The following is a 17,089-nucleotide window of genomic DNA, read 5'->3' on the forward strand; positions in this document are numbered from 1 at the left end:
GGATAACTGTTACGCAGGTGTTACAGATTCGGATTAACCAATCCCCGAGATATTGTGGAAACTCAGGGCTTGTCAGAGATTTAACACGATATATAGTTAAGTTAAGGCCGGGGCGGGTGTTCCCCGCTCTGATGTCAAAAACGGGCAGAGCAGAGCGAGGAGCGATTCTGAGATGGATGGAGACTTCAGGACCGAATTTGTCAGGGAACCCGGTGCGCTCAGGCATCATCCGGCATTGGTTTTGAACGCCGATTATCGCCCCTTATCCTATTACCCGTTATCCCTGTGGCCGTGGCAAGAGGCGATCAAGGCTGCTTGGCTGGACAGGGTGGACATAGTGGCTGAATACGACGAAGTCGTCCGAAGCCCCAGTACCGAGATACGAATACCTTCGGTCGTTGTCCTGAAAGATTATGTAAAACCTAGAAAGCGCGTGGCCTTCACGCGCTTTAATTTATTTTTGAGGGACGAATTCCGCTGTCAGTATTGTGGCAGCCGGGGTGATCTGACGTTTGACCATGTGGTACCGCGTGCGGCAGGGGGCGTCACAAGCTGGCAGAATGTCGTGGCGGCCTGCAGCCCGTGCAACCTAAAAAAAGGGTCCAAGTCATTGCGACAGGCGGGGATGACGCTGCGTAAGCCTCCGCGCCAACCGGAATCAGAGGTGTTGCGCAATATTGGGCGCAAGTTCCCGCCGAACCACCTGCATGACAGCTGGATCGACTTTCTCTATTGGGATGCGGAACTGGACGAACTTTAACGAGCGCGCCAGGCTGCGATCCAGACCAGCACCAACACGCCGGACAGGACAGCGTTCCAACCTGCCATCGACAAGCCCAACATCTGCCAGGGGATATCATCGCAACGCACCAGCGGGGCGGACATGATCTGTTCCATCAGATCTTCTGTCGACAGGCCGCCTATGTCACCGGATGTGCAGCTAGACGGGCCTTCCCACCATTTCTGCTCGACCCCCGCGTGAAAAACGCCGATTGCAGCCGTCGTTAGGGCCGCAAGCGCGCCCAACAATGGCAACAGCGTTGCCCGTGGCAGGGCCAAAGCCATTGCTCCGATTAGAACAGCGGCGCCATGCGGATAGCGTTGCCAGATACACATTTTGCAAGGCGCCAAGCCGCCGAGGTACTGAAACCCCCACGCCCCAAGCAGAAGTGCCGCAGACCCTGCCGTAGCGATCAGGATCAGAGTGTTTTTGCGAGTCATAGGTATTTCACCACGAAAAACCCGCCGAACAGCAGGATGACGAACAACGTGAACATAAGGCCCAGCCGCTTCTCGATGAAGGCCCGGATCGGTTCTCCAAAACCCCAAAGCAGACCGGCAACCATGAAGAACCGCAAGGCGCGCGCCAGGATAGAGGTGGCGATGAAAGTTCCCAGCGGCATCCCAGTCCAACCGGACATGATCGTAATGACCTTGTAGGGGAAGGGGGTAACCCCAGCTGCAAGCACGGCCCAAAAGCCGAAATCGTTGAAGCGGGTGTTGAACTCTTCCATGGCATGGGCTTTGCCCATCGACTCGAGAATCGGTTGGCCGAGACTTTCATAAAAGAACGCGCCAATGGCATAGCCCAGCAAGCCCCCCAATACCGAAAAGACCAGTGCGACCGATGCAATCAGCCAAGCCCGCGACGGGCGGGCCAGAATCATGGGAATCATCAAAACATCAGGTGGGATCGGAAAGACCGAACTTTCGATAAAAGCCACGAAGGCCAACGCCCACAATGCATGCGGATGTTCTGCCAGACGAATGGTCCAGTCATAAAGCGATCGCAACATAAGATGCTAAAATCCTGTTCTAACGTAGCGCAAGCCAAACCACGCGCCCGGCAAGGCGTCAAGCATCACCGCGAATACAAACTGGATTTTGGTTGCTTTTTGCCTCTGGACCTTCCCGGTTATGGGCGCTAATCCAATGGTCGTGGCCCAAGTGGCGGAATGGTAGACGCAGGGGATTCAAAATCCCCCGGTAGTGATACCGTGCCGGTTCGAGTCCGGCCTTGGGTACCAAAGTAAAAACAGAGGGTTAGGGAAACCTGCTCTCTGTTTTTTCTTTTTCGGCATTGCGTTTGCACACACTGCCAAATCACATCTATTCGTTTTGGTGACGTTTTGCCTGAGTCTCAGAGTCGGCGGGTTTGGATGCCTTGGGAAAGCCTGTGAAGATCAACCAGATCAGGAATCCGATATATGCGAAAACGACAACATTCAGCATGGTATCAACAAACTGTCCGCTCATGTCCGGTCCTCTCGCGATAGGCTTTTGAACAGGCAGATCACTAGGATCGGTACGATAAAGACGAACGCCATGGCCGAAAGTGCGATGATTGATCTGACCACGGAAATGTCGCCCACCAGAATCATCGCCAGCCCCAGTGCCCCCAAAATAATGCCCCAGATTGTACGGATGCGGGGCGACGGGTTCTCGTCGCCTCCGGTGCCGATCATTGCAAGTGTGAAACCTGCGCTTACGACGCTGGTTACAACGAACAGGAACGCGGCCAAAACAGTGGCGATTTGCGTCACACCGCCCAAGGGGAATTTTGAAAGCAGGGCAAAGGTTGTCGCGTCCAGATTCTCGGCGTTAACGGCGGACAGGGTGCCGTCCTGACGCAGAGTGTCGTAGAAACCCAGCCCACCGAAAATGCCGAACCACAGGATCGAGAACAAGGTGGGAGCAACGATGACACCAACCAGAAACTCTCGGATCGTGCGCCCGCGAGAGATTCGGGCGATGAAAATGCCCACAAAAGGCGACCAGGCCAACCACCAGATCATATAGTTCAGCGTCCAGCCGTGGAACCAGTCGACGATGATGTCGTCGAAGAATTCAGCTGTAGAGAATCCAGCCGGAAGAACGCCGAAGAGGTAGCGTCCGAAGCCTGACACGATGCCGTCCATCATGAACGATGTGGGGCCGAGGATCAGCAGATAGACCATCATTCCAACCGCAATCAGCATCGCGATATTGGACAGCAGAGACATCCCTTCGCCAAGGTCGCGGCGCAGCGGAATGATATAAGCCACGCAAAGCAAGGCAAAAACGGGCAGGGTTAGCACGCCAGGTGAATCAATCCCGATCAGACCAGCCAGGCCGGTTTGAATCTGGAATACGCCCATCGCCAGCGAACCGGCCAAGCCCACGGCTATCGCAACAATCGAGAGCAGATCGAAAACCCATCCCAGAGATTTGGTCCAGCGGGCCTCACCCAATGTATCGGCTACAGGGGCGCTCAGCAGTAGTGTGCGCCCTCGACGATAGGCAAAATAAGCGATGACCAGACCAACGATCGCGTAGATGGCCCAGGCGTGAAATCCCCAGTTCAGATAGGTGATGAACAATGCATGACCGGCGGCCATGGGATCGGGGTTGTATTGGCGCAGAACCTCGAAATGGGTCAGGGGTTCGGCCGCGCCATAAAACAACAGACCAACGCCCATGCCAGCTGCGAACAACATGGCGATCCAGGCAGGCGTTGAAAACTCAGGCTCGGCCCCGTCGGGACCAAGGCGGATGTCGCCAAATCGGGACAAGGCCAGATACAGCGTGACAAACAACAGGCCGCTGACCTCAAGCATGATGAACCAGCCACGGCTATTGAACTGCGTGGCCACCGCTGCGGATGCAAGCCGCCCCAGCCCTTGCGGGTCGACTATACCCCAGGCCGCAATCGCTGCGCTGATGGTCAGAGCGATGACAAGCAACGGGCTGGGGGACGCGGGCTTCATTTTAAATGGCCTTTCCTGACAGTTGCAGAACAAATTCGTTTCCAGCCCTGCGCTTACAGGTGTCTGTGAATGTCGGTTTGACACTAGAGATCACCGAACCGAGTTTCAAAAGAATTGTTCCTGACCACCCAAAAGACCTGTGAGATGGGCATTCTGGGGGGAAAGTTTTGAAAAAGCCCTCAGATATGCGGCGTGGGCGTGTCAGGCCGAGTACGGGGGTTGACAAGTTGAGTATCTGAATGAAACGTCGAAGGTGTTGGGAGATTTTGGAAATTCAGTCGCTTGTGCCTGTTGCAAGACAGGTACAGTTGGCGTACCGGCAGGTCCCGGATGGGACCGCTAACAGTCTCCCATCCACCAAAAGAATTGGGAGTTCACGAAAATGAAAAACAGCAGCAAGCTTAGCCTCGGCGCGGTCGTCACCGCGGCCCTTATGGCTCCGGCCGCGTATGCAGAGGAATTCATCACAATCGGCACCGGTGGTGTGACCGGTGTGTATTATCCGACAGGCGGCGCGATTTGTCGTCTGGTCAACAAAGGCCGCAAAGAGCACGGCGTGCGCTGCTCGGTCGAATCGACCGGTGGTTCGGTTTACAACATCAACACCATCCGCGAAGGCGAGCTGGAGTTTGGTGTGGCGCAGTCCGACTGGCAGTACCACGCCTTTAACGGCACCTCGAAATTCGAAGAGGCTGGTCCCTTCGAAGGTCTGCGCGCCGTCTTCTCGGTACACCCCGAGCCGTTCACCGTGGTTGCCCGTGCCGATTCCGGCATCACGAACTTTGAAGACATGAAGGGCAAGCGCGTCAACATCGGTAACCCCGGTTCCGGTCAGCGCGGCACCATGGAGGTCCTGCTGGGCGAAATGGGTTGGACCACCGACGATTTCGAACTGGCGACCGAACTGAAAGCAGCTGAACAGTCTGCTGCTCTGTGCGACAACCAGATCGACGCGATGGTTTACACCGTTGGCCACCCCTCGGGTTCGATCCAAGAAGCCACCACCGCGTGTGATTCCGTGCTGGTGAATGTCAGCGGCGACGCCGTGGACAAGCTGGTTGGCGACAACTCGTTCTACCGCACCGCAACCATCCCCGGTGGCATGTATCGCGGTTCCGACGGTGACACCGCAACCTTTGGTGTTGGCGCGACTTTCGTGACCTCGGCAGACGTTTCGGAAGACGCGGTATATGCAGTTGTCAGCTCGGTCTTTGAAAACTTCGACGACTTCAAAAAGCTGCACCCGGCATTTGCAAACCTCAAGCCCGAAGAGATGATCGCGGACGGCCTGTCGGCTCCGCTGCATCCGGGTGCCGAGAAGTACTACAAAGAAAAAGGCTGGATTCAGTAAACCAGACCTGACGCAGGGTGCCCACGGGCGCCCTGCAACCTAAAGCCCGCAAAATAACGGGTGGTTCAAAAGGCCAAAATGGCCACGACGGGGAGACATTTGCATGAGTTCCGACACACAATCCAATCGTCCGCTATCAGAAGAAGAGCTGCAGGAACTGGTAGCCTCGTCCGATGCGGGTGGGCGTAATCCGGTCGGCAATGTCGGGATTTTTCTGGCCGTTGTGGCGGCGATATGGTCGATTTTTCAGGTGCTTTTAGCATCACCTATCGCCAACTATGTGTTGCCGGGCAGCGTCGTGAATAATGCACGTCAGTTTCATCTGGCCTTTGCCATGTTTCTGGCCTTTGCGGCCTATCCAGCGCTGAAGTCCAGCCCGCGTGACTATATCCCGGTTCAGGACTGGATAATGGGGGTCGCTGGCGCGTTTCTTGCGCTATACGGGTACTTCTTCTACGAAAAGATCGTCGATGCAGGCGGTCTTGCGGATGACACTGACAAGTGGGTCGCATTGGCCGGCCTGCTGCTGTTGTTCGAGGCCGCGCGCCGTGCGCTTGGGCCTGCAATGGCCATTATCGCGACGATCTTTCTGGCATATGTGTTCTTTGGCTCATCTGAATGGGTGCCCGAGGTTATCCGCTGGAAGGGCGCAAGCTTGAAAAAGGCCATGAGCCATATGTGGATCACCTCCGAGGGCGTGTTTGGCATCGCCCTGGGTGTTTCCACCAAATTCGTGTTCCTGTTCGTGTTGTTCGGCGCGTTGCTGGATAAGGCCGGGGCAGGGAACTATTTCATCAAGATGGCGTTCGGTGCCCTCGGCCACCTGCGCGGTGGTCCGGCCAAGGCCGCCGTTGTGGGTTCGGCAGCGACCGGCCTGATCTCGGGCTCGTCCATCGCCAACGTTGTGACCACCGGTACCTTCACCATCCCGCTGATGAAGCGCGTCGGGTTCAGCAGTGAACAGGCCGGATCGGTCGAGGTTGCCTCCTCAGTGAACGGCCAGATCATGCCGCCTGTGATGGGCGCTGCGGCCTTCCTGATGGTGGAATATGTGGGCATTTCCTATGTCGAGGTGATTACCCACGCGTTCCTGCCAGCGGCGATTTCCTACATCGCGCTCGTCTATATCGTTCATCTTGAAGCGGTGAAGCGGAACATGCCCACACTGGGTGATCGCGACGTCCATCTGGCGCGCACCGTCGTCGGAATGTTGATGTTCTTCCTTGTGTTTGCGGGGCTTTGCTATGGCTCGCAATACCCGGTCGATGCGGTCACCAGCTGGGTGCCCTCGGCGGCCGGATTGGTCCTGAGCCTGATTGTCTGCGCGGTCTATGTGGTGCTGCTGTATCTGGCGGCTCAGGTGCCGGATCTGGAACCTGATGATCCGAATGCCAAAGAAGTAACGCTGCCGGTTATCGCCGATATCTATAAGGCCGGGCTGCACTATCTGCTGCCGATCATCGTTCTGGTTTATTTCCTGATGATCGAACAGAAATCGCCTGGTCTGTCGGCGTTCTGGGCCACGGCGTTGCTGTTCGTGATCCTGCTGACCCAAAAGCCGCTCAAGGCGATGTTCCGTGGGCAGAGTAACCTGAACGCCAGCTTTATCGATGGTGTCGCCGACCTTTGGCAGGGCCTGATTGACGGCGCGCGCAACATGATCGGCATCGCGCTTGCGACGGCCACTGCGGGCGTGATCGTTGGCACCGTGACGCTGACCGGTGTTGGGCAGGTGATGGCCGATCTGGTCGAGTTCCTGTCGGGCGGCAACCTGATCCTGATGCTGGTGATGGTTGGTATCCTAAGCTTGATCCTGGGCATGGGCCTGCCGACCACGGCGAACTACATCGTTGTCAGCTCGCTGATGGCCGGCGTGGTTGTCGAACTAGGCGCGCAGAGTGGTCTGATCGTGCCGCTGATCGCCGTCCACCTGTTTGTCTTCTACTTTGGGATCATGGCGGACGTGACGCCGCCGGTCGGATTGGCAAGCTTTGCAGCGGCAGCCGTGTCAGGCGGCGATGCGATCAAAACCGGTTTCACCGCGTTCTTCTACAGCCTGCGCACCGTGGCACTTCCGTTTGTGTTCATCTTCAACACGGACCTGCTGTTGATCGACGTCACCTGGGTTGAAGGGATAACCGTCGCGATATTCGCAACCATAGCCATCCTTGTATTTACTGCGGGGACGATGGGTTATTTCGTGACGCACAGCCGTATTTACGAAAGCGTCGCGCTGATCTTCGTTGCCTTTGCGCTGTTCCGGCCCGACTTCTTCATGGATCGGCTTTCACCGCCCTATGCGTCGGTTGAACCGTCGGCCTTCATTGAAACGATCGGGCAAACGCCGCCTGGAACAGAAGTCCGCCTTGTCGTTAGCGGCCCTGATTTTGACACTCTGGAGATGACGGACACTACGGTCGTAGTGCCGGTTGGCAGCGAAGAGGGTGGCGCCGCGCGTGTGGACGCCATGGGCCTGATGCTGATCGAAGAGGACGGTCTGGTCAAACTGGACGAACCGCTGTTTGGCACCCCGGTCGCGGATGAGTTGGATAACTTCGACTATTACGCGGATGACGCGGTACGTCTGACCTCGGTCAGCCTGCCATCCAGTCAGCCGCCGAAGCAATTGATCTATATCCCAGCGATGATTCTGCTGGGGCTGATCGCTTTCCTTCAACGCGGCCGCGCCGCCAGACAAGAGGTGCCCGCATGACAAACTCTGTTCTTTGTGCCGTTGATATCAGCAATGGCGATCTGGACGTACATGTGTTGAAGACCGCGGCGGCTTTGGCTGAACAGGACAATGCGCAGTTGGACGTGGTGACTGTGTTGCCGGATTTTGGGGAAAGCTGGGTATCTGGCTTTTTCCAACCGGATTTCCACGAAAAGGCGTTGGATGAGGCGCATACCAAACTGACCGATATGTGTACGGCAACTTTGGGTGCAGAGCGGAACGAGAGAATCCGCCACGTCGTCGCCACCGGAACAGCCTATCAGGAGATATTGAAGACCGCTGAAAGCGCGAACAGCGATCTGATCGTGATCGGCGCACACAAACCGGACCTCAAGGACTATCTTCTGGGTCCGAACGCGGCGCGGGTCGTGCGGCATTCGACGGTCTCGGTTTACGTGGTGCGTTAGTACCCGGTCATCTCAAGGTAGCCGCGCCCAGAGTGGCTGCCTGACACCGTGACGGGGCCTTCCCAGTATTCGAACCGCGTTGCCATCCAGGCATCAGGGGTGATCGCCGACACGTCGACCTCCAAATCACGATCAGGCAAAGTCACGCGCCACTGGACAGGTACGTCCCGACCGGCGACTCGCGCCGTATCCAACGGTGCGAACGAAACGGACCCGTCGGTAAGGGGCGTCGCGGTGCCGTCTGCTGTGATCCATGTGGCCGCTGTGAAATCTCCGCGCCCGCCGCGCAGGCGAAAGGCCATAAGCTTGTTGCCGTCATCAAAACTGAGCGAGAACCAATCCCACCCGCTTTGATCTGCGGCAAGCGGCTGGCTGGACCACTCACGATCCAACCAGCCCTGACCGGTGACAGCGACATCTCCATCGGGTAGGCGCAGTACACCTTCGGCGTCATAGAAGGGTTGAGAATAGTAATGGCTGGCCTGCCTATCGGCGGACTTGACCGAGTATCCGTCCTCTCCGTGAAACACCAGTGGACCTTGGGCTGTCAGGGCTAGGTCATAGGAAAATTCGGCACCGCTCGCGGACAAGGACAAGGCGCGGGGATCAGGCCCGCGCATATGCCATTCGTCGATCCAGGCCTCGAATGGTTCGGCAGTCACCCCAGCCTGACCGATGCCGCCACGCGACAGGCGTTCGGCAAAATAATGCGCTTCCTCAGTCGTCACAGCAGCGTGGCCCAACCACAGCTGAGGGCTTTGCCAACCTTCGGCCTCGGTCGGTTTCAGGGCGGATCGGAACAAGGTCCATTGAATGCCGTAATCGCGCCCGTCTTCTCCGGTCAGGTTGGCAGTCAGATACCACCACTCGATTCGAAAGGACGGGTGCGGGCCGTGATCTCGCGGAAATTCGAACTGGTAACCTGGTTTGGGGATGTCGAACCCGTCGGCTGACCCGCCCAGCCCGGCATAGCCTTGCGCGTGCAAGGCAGAGGGCAGCAATAGGATCAGGACAAACAGCCAAGCTTTAACGTTCATTGGCAAATACCTTCAGAAGGTCGGCGGGTGGCAAACGCATCAAGCGCAATGCGGGCAGGGCGGCGGCGGCAAAGGCGGCAAGCAGGGTCAGCACAAACAGATAGACCCAATCAGCAGGAAACAGAAACATCGGCAGTCGCCAGCCAAAAGCCTGTACGTTGATCACCGCCAACAGCGCCCAGGCCAGAACCAACCCAAGTGGCAAGGCTAGGACGGCCGTCAACGCCGCCAGCAGCACACTGCGCAACACCTCTAGCCGTGCCAGTTGCGCACGTGTCAGCCCCAACGCCCAAACCGGGGCAACCTGCGGCAGCCTCTGCGTCCACAAGGTCAGCAAACTGGTCAGGATGGCAAATCCCGCCACCCCCAGTGTCAGCACGTTCAGTGCGGAAGTCACCACAAAGGTCTTGTCAAAGATCGCCAGCGATTGCGCTTTCATGGCGGCCTGTTGGACGACGGCCCGCCGAGGTAGGTCAAACTGGTCTCGCAACGCCTGCGTTACTTCGGTGGCGCGCTCGGGTGCAAGGCGGATACCGAACCTGCGCGTGTCGGCCCCCGGGGCGATTTGGTCAAGCTGCGGCATTGATACGATCGCCTGACCGGTCGGATTGCCGTAGTCCGAATAAACACCTGCCACGGTCAGCGCATGCCCTGCATTAAGGGTCAGCGAATCCCCAGGCCACAAACCCGCACGGCGGGCGAGCTGTTCGTTGATTAAAACGGCCTCACCCGTCAGGACGCGATCCCAGACATCATCTGACGAGGCGATCAGAGGCCAGTGATCGCGGTAAGTCTGGTGGTCCACAATTCCGTATAAGAACAACGGCCCGGTCTCGTGGGTCAGTTCAACGCTGCGGATTGGCAACACGGCGTCCACCTGCGGGCCTAGCCATTGGGCAATCTGTTGACCTTGTTGGTTGTCAGTGGCGGTCACGTAAATCTCGGACGTCAGGCGTTGATCCAACCAGCCAACAAAGGTGAGGCGAAAGCTGGAAACCATGGTTCCGACACCAATATTCGCGGCCAAAGCCAGCAGCAGTGCCATCAAAGCCAAAGACAGACCCGGTAATTGCGCCTGCATATCGGCCCAGACCCATTGTGCGATCGGCCCTCGGGCGCGCCGATGAAAACCCGACAGGGCGAGGGACAGAAGATAGGGCAGAGTCAGTGCCGCTCCGGTGAGAATGCCGCCGACCATCACAAACCCGGCAACCAACCCGTTAAAGGCAAACCCTATGCCAAAGCCACCCCCGATCAGGGCCAGACCGATCAGGCCCGCGCTGCGTTGTCCCAAGGCTGAACCACGCCAAGCTTGAACTCCGGAACCAGTCAGCAAGGGCATACGCGCCAATCGATACAAGGCGTGGCCACTGGCAAACATTGTGCCCGCTAATGCCATCGCCAGCCCCGCCAGCGCCCATTGCGGTTGCAAGGACATTTGCCCGTCGACAGGTGCGCCGTATAGCCCGCGCAAAGTGGCCGCGACGTCGGGCAGCAGCGCTCCGGCGAGAAAGAACCCAAGGATCAGGCCCAAGGTGCCGCCGATCAGGGCCAACGCGGTCAATTCAGCCATGATCACCCAGATCAAACGCCGCATTGAGACACCCAGAGCCCGTAGGGTGCGGATCATCGCCCTCCGTTGCGCAAAGGCCAGCCCGACGGTGCCATGAACAATAAAAAGACCGACGGCAAAGGACAGCAGTCCAAATGCGGTCAGGTTCAGGTGAAAACTATCTGTCAGACTGGCTGCATCCAACTGCGCCGAAGCTGCGCTCCGTTCAAGTTCAGGCGCGATCTCGGATAGCGGAGGCACGCCAAGCGGCTGATCGGGCAGCACTATCAGGCGCGAGATCTGCCCGGATTTGTCCAGAAGTGTCTCGGCAGCGCCGATATCGGTCAGGATCAGATCAGGCGGAACCGTGTCAGAGGTTAGAATCGGCGGCAGACCGCTTTGCCCGCGCAGCACCTGTGCAAGATCAGGCGCAGCCAGCAAGCGGCCCGGTGCGGTCAGCATGTCGGCCGGGTCGGGGGGCGTTTCGCTTTGCTCAATCTGGGTCACGGCGGGCAGGGCCGGGTAGGCGACCATGTCAACGCCCATCACCTGTACCGTGCGTCCCGAAATCCGCAGGGGGCCTTCCAAAACAGCTGCCACTTGCCAACCTGCACGGCGCAGCGCGACATAACGCTCAACCGGGATCGGGCCGGACGGGTCGCGCAGCTCATCAAACAGACCCAGCGCAAGCTGATCATTGGCCTGTTGATAGCTGGCGCGCGCCTCGGCATTGATGGCCTGCACCGCCGACCACAGCCCGGTCGCCAACGCGATGCCAATCAACAGCGTTGCCAGTTGCAGCCAGTGACGTCGCCAATGCGACAGCAAGGCCTGTATGATTGCCCCAGTCATGCGATATGGCCACCGGTCAGATGCGCCCGCCGATCCAGACGCGCCGCGATGTCTGGCGAGTGCGTAACTAACAGTAAGGCGGCGCCTGTCTCGGCAACTAGCGAGAGCATCAGATCCAGCACGGTCGCGCTGGCGGTTTCGTCCAGATTGCCGGTTGGTTCATCCGCCAGCAACAGCTTTGGCCGGGGGGCCATGGCGCGGCCGATGGCTACGCGCTGTTGTTGACCGCCTGACAGGTTTTCAGGATAGCGCGTCAGCAAGTCGGACAAACCAAGCCGTTCAGCCAGTTGCGCAGTCCAGTCGGTGTCTTCACGGTCCGCCAATCGGGCGTGAAATGAGAGGTTCTGAGCGACCGTCAGCGATGGAATCAGATTGAATTGCTGAAACACCAACGACACGCTCTCACGGCGCAATGCGGCCCGACCACGGTCATCCAGCGAAGAAAGGGCGGTGCCGTCCAGCGTAATCTCACCGCCGTCAAAGCTGTCCAAAGCGGCAGCAAGGTTCAAAAGCGTGCTTTTGCCGCTGCCGCTTTCACCGGTCAGAGCCAGCGTCTGTCCTTGATCCAGCGTCAGTGACACATCGCGCAACACCGGCCGCCCGCCGGGATAGGATTTCTGGACCTTGTCGATATTCAGCAGCATGCAAACCCCTTGGACAGTGCCTGTCACAATGTGCAACGCCACCCCACAGAGTCCAGCGTCCGGGCGCAATCTTTTGCGATTGTCACAGCCTTGTTCTTTTTTGGTTAAGTCGCCATTGTGTCAGAACTTCTCCGGGCCGGGATACGAGTTTATGACACTAGCGCAGCAGATTGTTTGGGGCAGTATCTATCTGGGGATTTGCTTCCTAATCGAAATCATCCTTTTGACGTGGTGTACGCAGGTCATCCGGCACGCGGTACCCCGGCTTGAGAACACGAAACGGTTTCTTGCCATCGCCGGTCCCATCTGTATTGCGCTAGCATTCATCGTTGCAATTCACACGTTTCAAGTCTGGTTGTGGGCGATCGTCTGGGTGTTGGGGGATGTTCTGCCTGACTGGAATTCGGCCTTGTATTTCTCGTTGGTGACTTTCACTACCCTGGGGTACGGCGACATTGTGTTGGGTGAACCGTTGCGCATATTCGGCGCGTTTGCCTCGGTCACAGGTTTGCTGGCGTTTGGCCTGTCGACGGCCTTTATGGTTGCGCTGATGACCCAGGTTTTCAAAGAAGAGCTGATGTCTTAGAGGATGGGTGCGAACAAGCGCGCAAGCGGCGAGCCGAACCGAATATAGCCGGGTTGTTCGGGCAGTTTGCGGGTCAATTCATAACTGTTTTCAAAATCGTCGCGCAGCATTTTGTCCACCGCCTCAGCCGCGCGTTGGTCGAAAAACAGTGCCATTGCTTCGAAATTCAGCCGGAATGATCGGTTGTCCAGATTGGTCGTTCCCACAGCAGCCAGCGTGTCATCGACCACGAATGCCTTTTGATGCATGAACCCTTCGGTATACCGAAACACCCGCGCACCGCAGTCTCGGATTTCGTCGAAATAAGCGAAGGCAGCCAGCCAAGGCAGGCGGTGGTCAATCACTTCTGGCACAAGGATGCGCACATCGACACCCCGAAGGGCAGCGTGCTGCAGGGCCGTCATGACGTCGATATCAGGCACAAAATAGGGTGAAGCGATCCATATCCTTTCCTTGGCTGCAGTGATGGCCGAGAAAAACATCATCGCACCAGTTTCCGTGTCGTCCCCTGGACCGGTGGCGACCAGCAGGGCATTCATGTCCTGTTCGGATTCTGATCCGGCCCAGTTGAGCTGATCAATCAGATCTTCTTCGTGGGCCCAGTGCCAATCCTCGACAAAGATCAACTGTAATTGACGGACGATATGGCCGGTCATTTTCAGATGAGTGTCGCGCCAATGGCCGAAATGTTTGCTCTGGCCCAGATACTCGACCCCTACATTGTGACCGCCAATAAAGCCCGTTTCACCATCAATGATTACGGTCTTGCGGTGGTTTCGATAGTTTAGCTGAAAGCGATATTGCGGTCCGCGCCGGTCGCGCGGGTTGGCAATCTCGATCCCAGCGGCGCGCAAGGTGTCAAGGTAGGCGGTCGGCAGACCATAACTGCCCACGGAATCGGTCATAAAGCGGACCGAGACACCACGCTCGGCTGCGGCAATCAGTTTGGACTGCAACTGTTTGCCCAGGTCGTCATCGCGGACAATGTAGAACTGGATCAGGATATAACTTTGCGCGGCTTCGATTGCCTCGAAAATGGCATCGAACGTGGCCTTGCCGTCGATCAGCAAATTGGCACCGTTTCCACGCGATACTGGCAGATGCGCCAGAACCTCGAATGGCCGTGCGTTGAACGGCATCGAGCCGGGCTCGGGCATTGAAAAATCTGCAAAGCTTTTGATGCCTTCGACGACGCGTTCGCTGTGTTTTCGCGCAATGCGATACCCGCGAAATCGGTGGTGGCCCAAAAACAAATACATGGGTACGCCGAGCATCGGGGCTGAGATCAGAAACACCACCCAGCCAACCGCGCCCTGCGGTGTTCGGGCGGTCTGCGCCGCCCGTATGGCAAAAACCACAGCCGTCACGTACAGGACGAGGACGGCAGCGGAAACAAGTAATGTCCACATGAGGTTATCGTTCTCTGAGTGCCTTATTCCGACCCAGTGTAGATGCGATTCCAGTCTTGCGCCATATCCACGATGACCCAGCCCATATCGGGGCCTTTGTCCAACCCGTCGACCAGTTTTCCGATCGGGCTTTCACGGTCATAGGCCCATTCTCTTTCAGCGTCGGTGTGATGGATCAGGACGCCCAAACGCGGTCCGTGCCCGGCGGTTGTCCACTCGAGCATGGCAAAGTCCCCGTCCGAATTTCCACCGGCCAGAATGGGGCGCCTGCCAAGGGTGCGTTCGATATTGATCGGCTTGCCTTCCTTGTCGTCTATAAAAGCAATGCCGGGTGCCTTGATGATCGTGGGTTTGCCTTCGGCCGTTTCATAAGTGGTGGCAGTATAGGTGCCCAGTACCTGCTCTGGCGGCACGCCATAGGCGTCCTCGGCAAACACGCGCATGAAATGCAGTCCGCCGCCCGAAACGATGTAAGTGCGGAACCCTTCATCCCTGAGATAGCGTAGCAGTTCCACCATTGGCTGATAAGTCATCTGGTCATAGGGCAGCCCGGTATCGGGGTGACGCGCGGTGTCCAGCCATTTGGTGACCGAGGCCTGAAACTCTTCGACGCTGACCCCGGAATGCGAGGCATTCAGGACTTCGATCAAGGCCTCATGGCCGCCTTCCGCGATGGCCTCCATATCCCCCTTGGCCGCAGCTTCCAGCGTTGGGCTGGTCAGGATCGAAGGATCAGCCGCGGCCATTTCGGCAAGGCGGTCCATGGCGAAGGTCAGTTGGAAATACACCGGCTGTTCCGCCCAAAGCGTCCCGTCATTATCGAACACGGCGATCCGGTCTGCTGGTGTCACGTAATCGGGATTGTCCGGATCGGTGACGGCGTCAACAAAAGCAACAATCTGATCCTTCGACGCAGAGGTTCCCCAACTGGGCAGCGGGTCGGCCAGGGCAATCGACGGGGCCATGAAAACGGCAGCAGCGAGAAGGGCGGTCTTCATGAGAAATTCCTTTTTCTTCAACGTGAAAAGGGCCGCCGTTGAACCGGCGACCCTAAGCTTGCGAGGGGCTTAGTTGTTGGTCGGCGTGACCAGTTTCTCCATCACCTGATCCAGATTAAAGCTTGCCGCTTTCTGGCGTGGCGGGAACTCTTGGAAGGTTTCCAAGAAAGACCCGACATATTGCTGTGCTGGCACCAGGAAATAAGCCCGGTCCAACAGCCAGTCATAGTAGGTGTTGGAGGTCCGATACGCGCGCTCATACGGATCACGACGCAGGTTCACGATCAGAGGAATACGCAGTTCGGTCCAGGGCTCGATCCAGGCGCGCAGGGTGGCCCATGCCTTCTGCTCTAGGAAGATCAGCTTCCAATCGTCAAAACGCAGCGCGGTCAGGTCACCGTCATCCGAGAAATAGAAAATTTCACGTCGGGGGCTTTCCGTGGCCTCACCAGTCAGCAAAGGCAGGATGTTGTAGCCGTCCAGATGCACCTTGTAATCTCGGCCCATGCCGGAGGAGCTATAGCCAGCCTTCAGCTTTTCCTTGATCTCTGGATCACCAGCGACGGCCAGATAGGTCGGCAGCCAGTCCATGTGATGCACGATCTCATTGGTGACCGAACCAGCTTCGATCTGGCCGGGCCAGCGCACCATCGATGGAACGCGCCATCCGCCTTCCCAGTTGGTGTTCTTTTCGCCCCAGAACGGTGTCATGGCAGCATCCGGCCATGTGTTCATGTGCGGTCCGTTGTCGGTGGAATAGTGGACGATCGTGTTGTCTGCGATTCCAAGCTCATCCAGCAGGTCCAGCAACTGACCCACATGCATGTCATGTTCAATCATGCCCGCTGTGTATTCGTCTGCAACGCCACCAATGATATCGTTCGCTTGCGCGCGTATCTCATCCTTGACGTGGGTGCGGAAATGCATCCGAGTGCCGTTCCACCAGACATAGAAGGGCTGGCCTTGCTCATGGGCTCGCTTGATGAAGTCAATTGCAGCGGCAACGGTCTCTTCGTCTACCGTCTCCATGCGCTTGCGGGTCAGGGGGCCGGTGTCTTCTATGGTGCCGTCCGCCTTGGATTTGATTACACCACGCGGGCCATACGCTTCGCGGAAGGTGCGCCCATCGGCCAGAACCGCGTCGCCGGGATAGTCTTCATTTTCCGGTTCTTCCTCGGCATTCAGGTGATACAGGTTTCCGAAAAATTCATCAAATCCGTGATTTGTCGGAAGATGCTCATCCTTGTCGCCCAGGTGGTTTTTACCAAATTGACCAGTGGTATAGCCGTGGTCCTTCAACAAACCCGCGATGGTTGGATCTTCGACCTGCATACCCAGATCGGCACCCGGCAATCCAACCTTGGACAACCCGGTCCGGAATACTGATTGCCCCATGATATAGGATGACCGGCCCGCGGTGCAGGATTGCTCGCCATAATAGTCGGTGAAGATCATCCCTTCCTTGGCGACGCGATCGATATTGGGCGTCTGATAGCCCATTAACCCCATCGTATAGGCCGAAATATTGGATTGTCCAATATCGTCCCCCCAGATGACCAGGATGTTGGGTTTCTGTTCCTGCGCCCAGGCGGGAATTGCCAACGCAACGGCGAATGTAGCCACAGCAACCCGGCGCAAGCCTCTGCGCCAACTGTATGCAATCGAACGTGGTGGTGACATGATGTACTCCTGATTTGAAAGGGTCGAAAAAACCCGGAGGTGAAAATTAGTTGGAGGCTGGCTGTTTCAGCCAATAAGCTGCCAAGAAATGGT

Annotated in this window: 15 protein-coding genes and 1 tRNA gene; 6 read left to right on the forward strand and 10 right to left on the reverse strand. The window is 57.5% G+C overall.

Going from position 1 to position 17,089, the window contains the following annotated elements; genetic code table 11:
• Positions 1 to 172 precede the first annotated feature (172 nt).
• Positions 173 to 760, forward strand: coding sequence for an HNH endonuclease (locus ACR0AJ_RS07930; RefSeq protein WP_480661844.1), 588 nt, complete (start codon positions 173 to 175; stop codon positions 758 to 760).
• On the opposite strand, the gene ACR0AJ_RS07935 is transcribed toward ACR0AJ_RS07930, so the two are convergent.
• Entirely contained in the window at positions 757 to 1,221 is a 465-nt protein-coding gene (locus ACR0AJ_RS07935; protein WP_170348800.1) for a disulfide bond formation protein B, read from the reverse strand. The genes ACR0AJ_RS07930 and ACR0AJ_RS07935 overlap by 4 nt on opposite strands.
• Positions 1,218 to 1,796, reverse strand: a complete 579-nt coding sequence (locus ACR0AJ_RS07940) for a YqaA family protein (protein ID WP_170348799.1) — start codon at positions 1,794 to 1,796, stop codon at positions 1,218 to 1,220. Before ACR0AJ_RS07940 ends, ACR0AJ_RS07935 begins: the two co-directional genes overlap by 4 nt.
• A 145-nt stretch (positions 1,797 to 1,941) precedes the next feature.
• Between ACR0AJ_RS07940 and ACR0AJ_RS07945 the strand changes: the two genes are divergently transcribed.
• Positions 1,942 to 2,027, forward strand: a tRNA-Leu gene (locus ACR0AJ_RS07945).
• 82 nt (positions 2,028 to 2,109) lie between these two features.
• On the opposite strand, the gene ACR0AJ_RS07950 is transcribed toward ACR0AJ_RS07945, so the two are convergent.
• Positions 2,110 to 2,256 (reverse strand): hypothetical protein, encoded by a 147-nt coding sequence (locus tag ACR0AJ_RS07950; protein WP_170394203.1) that lies wholly within the window; start codon positions 2,254 to 2,256, stop codon positions 2,110 to 2,112.
• The gene (locus ACR0AJ_RS07955) at positions 2,253 to 3,746 is read right to left on the reverse strand and encodes a BCCT family transporter (RefSeq protein WP_480646721.1); all 1,494 of its coding nucleotides are present in this window, start codon (positions 3,744 to 3,746) and stop codon (positions 2,253 to 2,255) included. Before ACR0AJ_RS07955 ends, ACR0AJ_RS07950 begins: the two co-directional genes overlap by 4 nt.
• A 382-nt stretch (positions 3,747 to 4,128) precedes the next feature.
• Here ACR0AJ_RS07955 and ACR0AJ_RS07960 point away from each other — a divergent pair, with 382 nt between their 5' ends.
• From ACR0AJ_RS07960 to ACR0AJ_RS07970, 3 genes are all read left to right on the forward strand, one after another.
• On the forward strand, positions 4,129 to 5,097 hold the full coding sequence (locus ACR0AJ_RS07960) for a TAXI family TRAP transporter solute-binding subunit (protein ID WP_170348796.1): 969 nt from the start codon (positions 4,129 to 4,131) through the stop codon (positions 5,095 to 5,097).
• A gap of 103 nt (positions 5,098 to 5,200) precedes the next feature.
• Positions 5,201 to 7,810: a TRAP transporter permease gene (locus ACR0AJ_RS07965; RefSeq protein WP_480646719.1), complete on the forward strand. Its 2,610-nt coding sequence runs from the start codon at positions 5,201 to 5,203 to the stop codon at positions 7,808 to 7,810.
• The gene (locus ACR0AJ_RS07970; RefSeq protein WP_170348794.1) at positions 7,807 to 8,238 is read left to right on the forward strand and encodes a universal stress protein; all 432 of its coding nucleotides are present in this window, start codon (positions 7,807 to 7,809) and stop codon (positions 8,236 to 8,238) included. The genes ACR0AJ_RS07965 and ACR0AJ_RS07970 overlap by 4 nt, the downstream gene beginning before the upstream one ends.
• On the opposite strand, the gene ACR0AJ_RS07975 is transcribed toward ACR0AJ_RS07970, so the two are convergent.
• The 3 genes from ACR0AJ_RS07975 to ACR0AJ_RS07985 are packed head-to-tail and all read right to left on the reverse strand — an operon-like array spanning position 8,235 to position 12,323.
• Complete coding sequence (locus tag ACR0AJ_RS07975) at positions 8,235 to 9,275, reverse strand: lipocalin-like domain-containing protein (protein ID WP_480740535.1); 1,041 nt, start codon at positions 9,273 to 9,275, stop codon at positions 8,235 to 8,237. The two genes, ACR0AJ_RS07970 and ACR0AJ_RS07975, sit on opposite strands and share 4 nt — an antisense overlap.
• Positions 9,265 to 11,679, reverse strand: a complete 2,415-nt coding sequence (locus ACR0AJ_RS07980; protein WP_170348792.1) for an ABC transporter permease — start codon at positions 11,677 to 11,679, stop codon at positions 9,265 to 9,267. Before ACR0AJ_RS07980 ends, ACR0AJ_RS07975 begins: the two co-directional genes overlap by 11 nt.
• Positions 11,676 to 12,323 carry an ABC transporter ATP-binding protein gene (locus ACR0AJ_RS07985; RefSeq protein WP_170348791.1) on the reverse strand — a complete coding sequence of 216 codons (648 nt, stop codon included), beginning with the start codon at positions 12,321 to 12,323 and terminating at the stop codon, positions 11,676 to 11,678. Before ACR0AJ_RS07985 ends, ACR0AJ_RS07980 begins: the two co-directional genes overlap by 4 nt.
• 151 nt (positions 12,324 to 12,474) lie before the next feature.
• Between ACR0AJ_RS07985 and ACR0AJ_RS07990 the strand changes: the two genes are divergently transcribed.
• Positions 12,475 to 12,909, forward strand: coding sequence for an ion channel (locus ACR0AJ_RS07990; protein ID WP_170348790.1), 435 nt, complete (start codon positions 12,475 to 12,477; stop codon positions 12,907 to 12,909).
• Here the strand turns inward: ACR0AJ_RS07990 and cls are convergent.
• The 3 genes from cls to ACR0AJ_RS08005 all read right to left on the reverse strand — a co-directional run bounded on the left by cls (position 12,906) and on the right by ACR0AJ_RS08005 (position 16,996).
• Entirely contained in the window at positions 12,906 to 14,318 is a 1,413-nt protein-coding gene (cls, locus tag ACR0AJ_RS07995; protein WP_480646713.1) for a cardiolipin synthase, read from the reverse strand. The two genes, ACR0AJ_RS07990 and cls, sit on opposite strands and share 4 nt — an antisense overlap.
• 23 nt (positions 14,319 to 14,341) lie before the next feature.
• The gene (locus tag ACR0AJ_RS08000) at positions 14,342 to 15,316 is read right to left on the reverse strand and encodes an HAD family hydrolase (RefSeq protein WP_170375439.1); all 975 of its coding nucleotides are present in this window, start codon (positions 15,314 to 15,316) and stop codon (positions 14,342 to 14,344) included.
• A 69-nt stretch (positions 15,317 to 15,385) separates the two neighbouring features.
• Positions 15,386 to 16,996 carry an arylsulfatase gene (locus tag ACR0AJ_RS08005; RefSeq protein WP_480740536.1) on the reverse strand — a complete coding sequence of 537 codons (1,611 nt, stop codon included), beginning with the start codon at positions 16,994 to 16,996 and terminating at the stop codon, positions 15,386 to 15,388.
• Between the last annotated feature and the right edge of the window lie 93 nt (positions 16,997 to 17,089).

Source organism: Ruegeria sp. CJ9 (assembly GCF_056536625.1).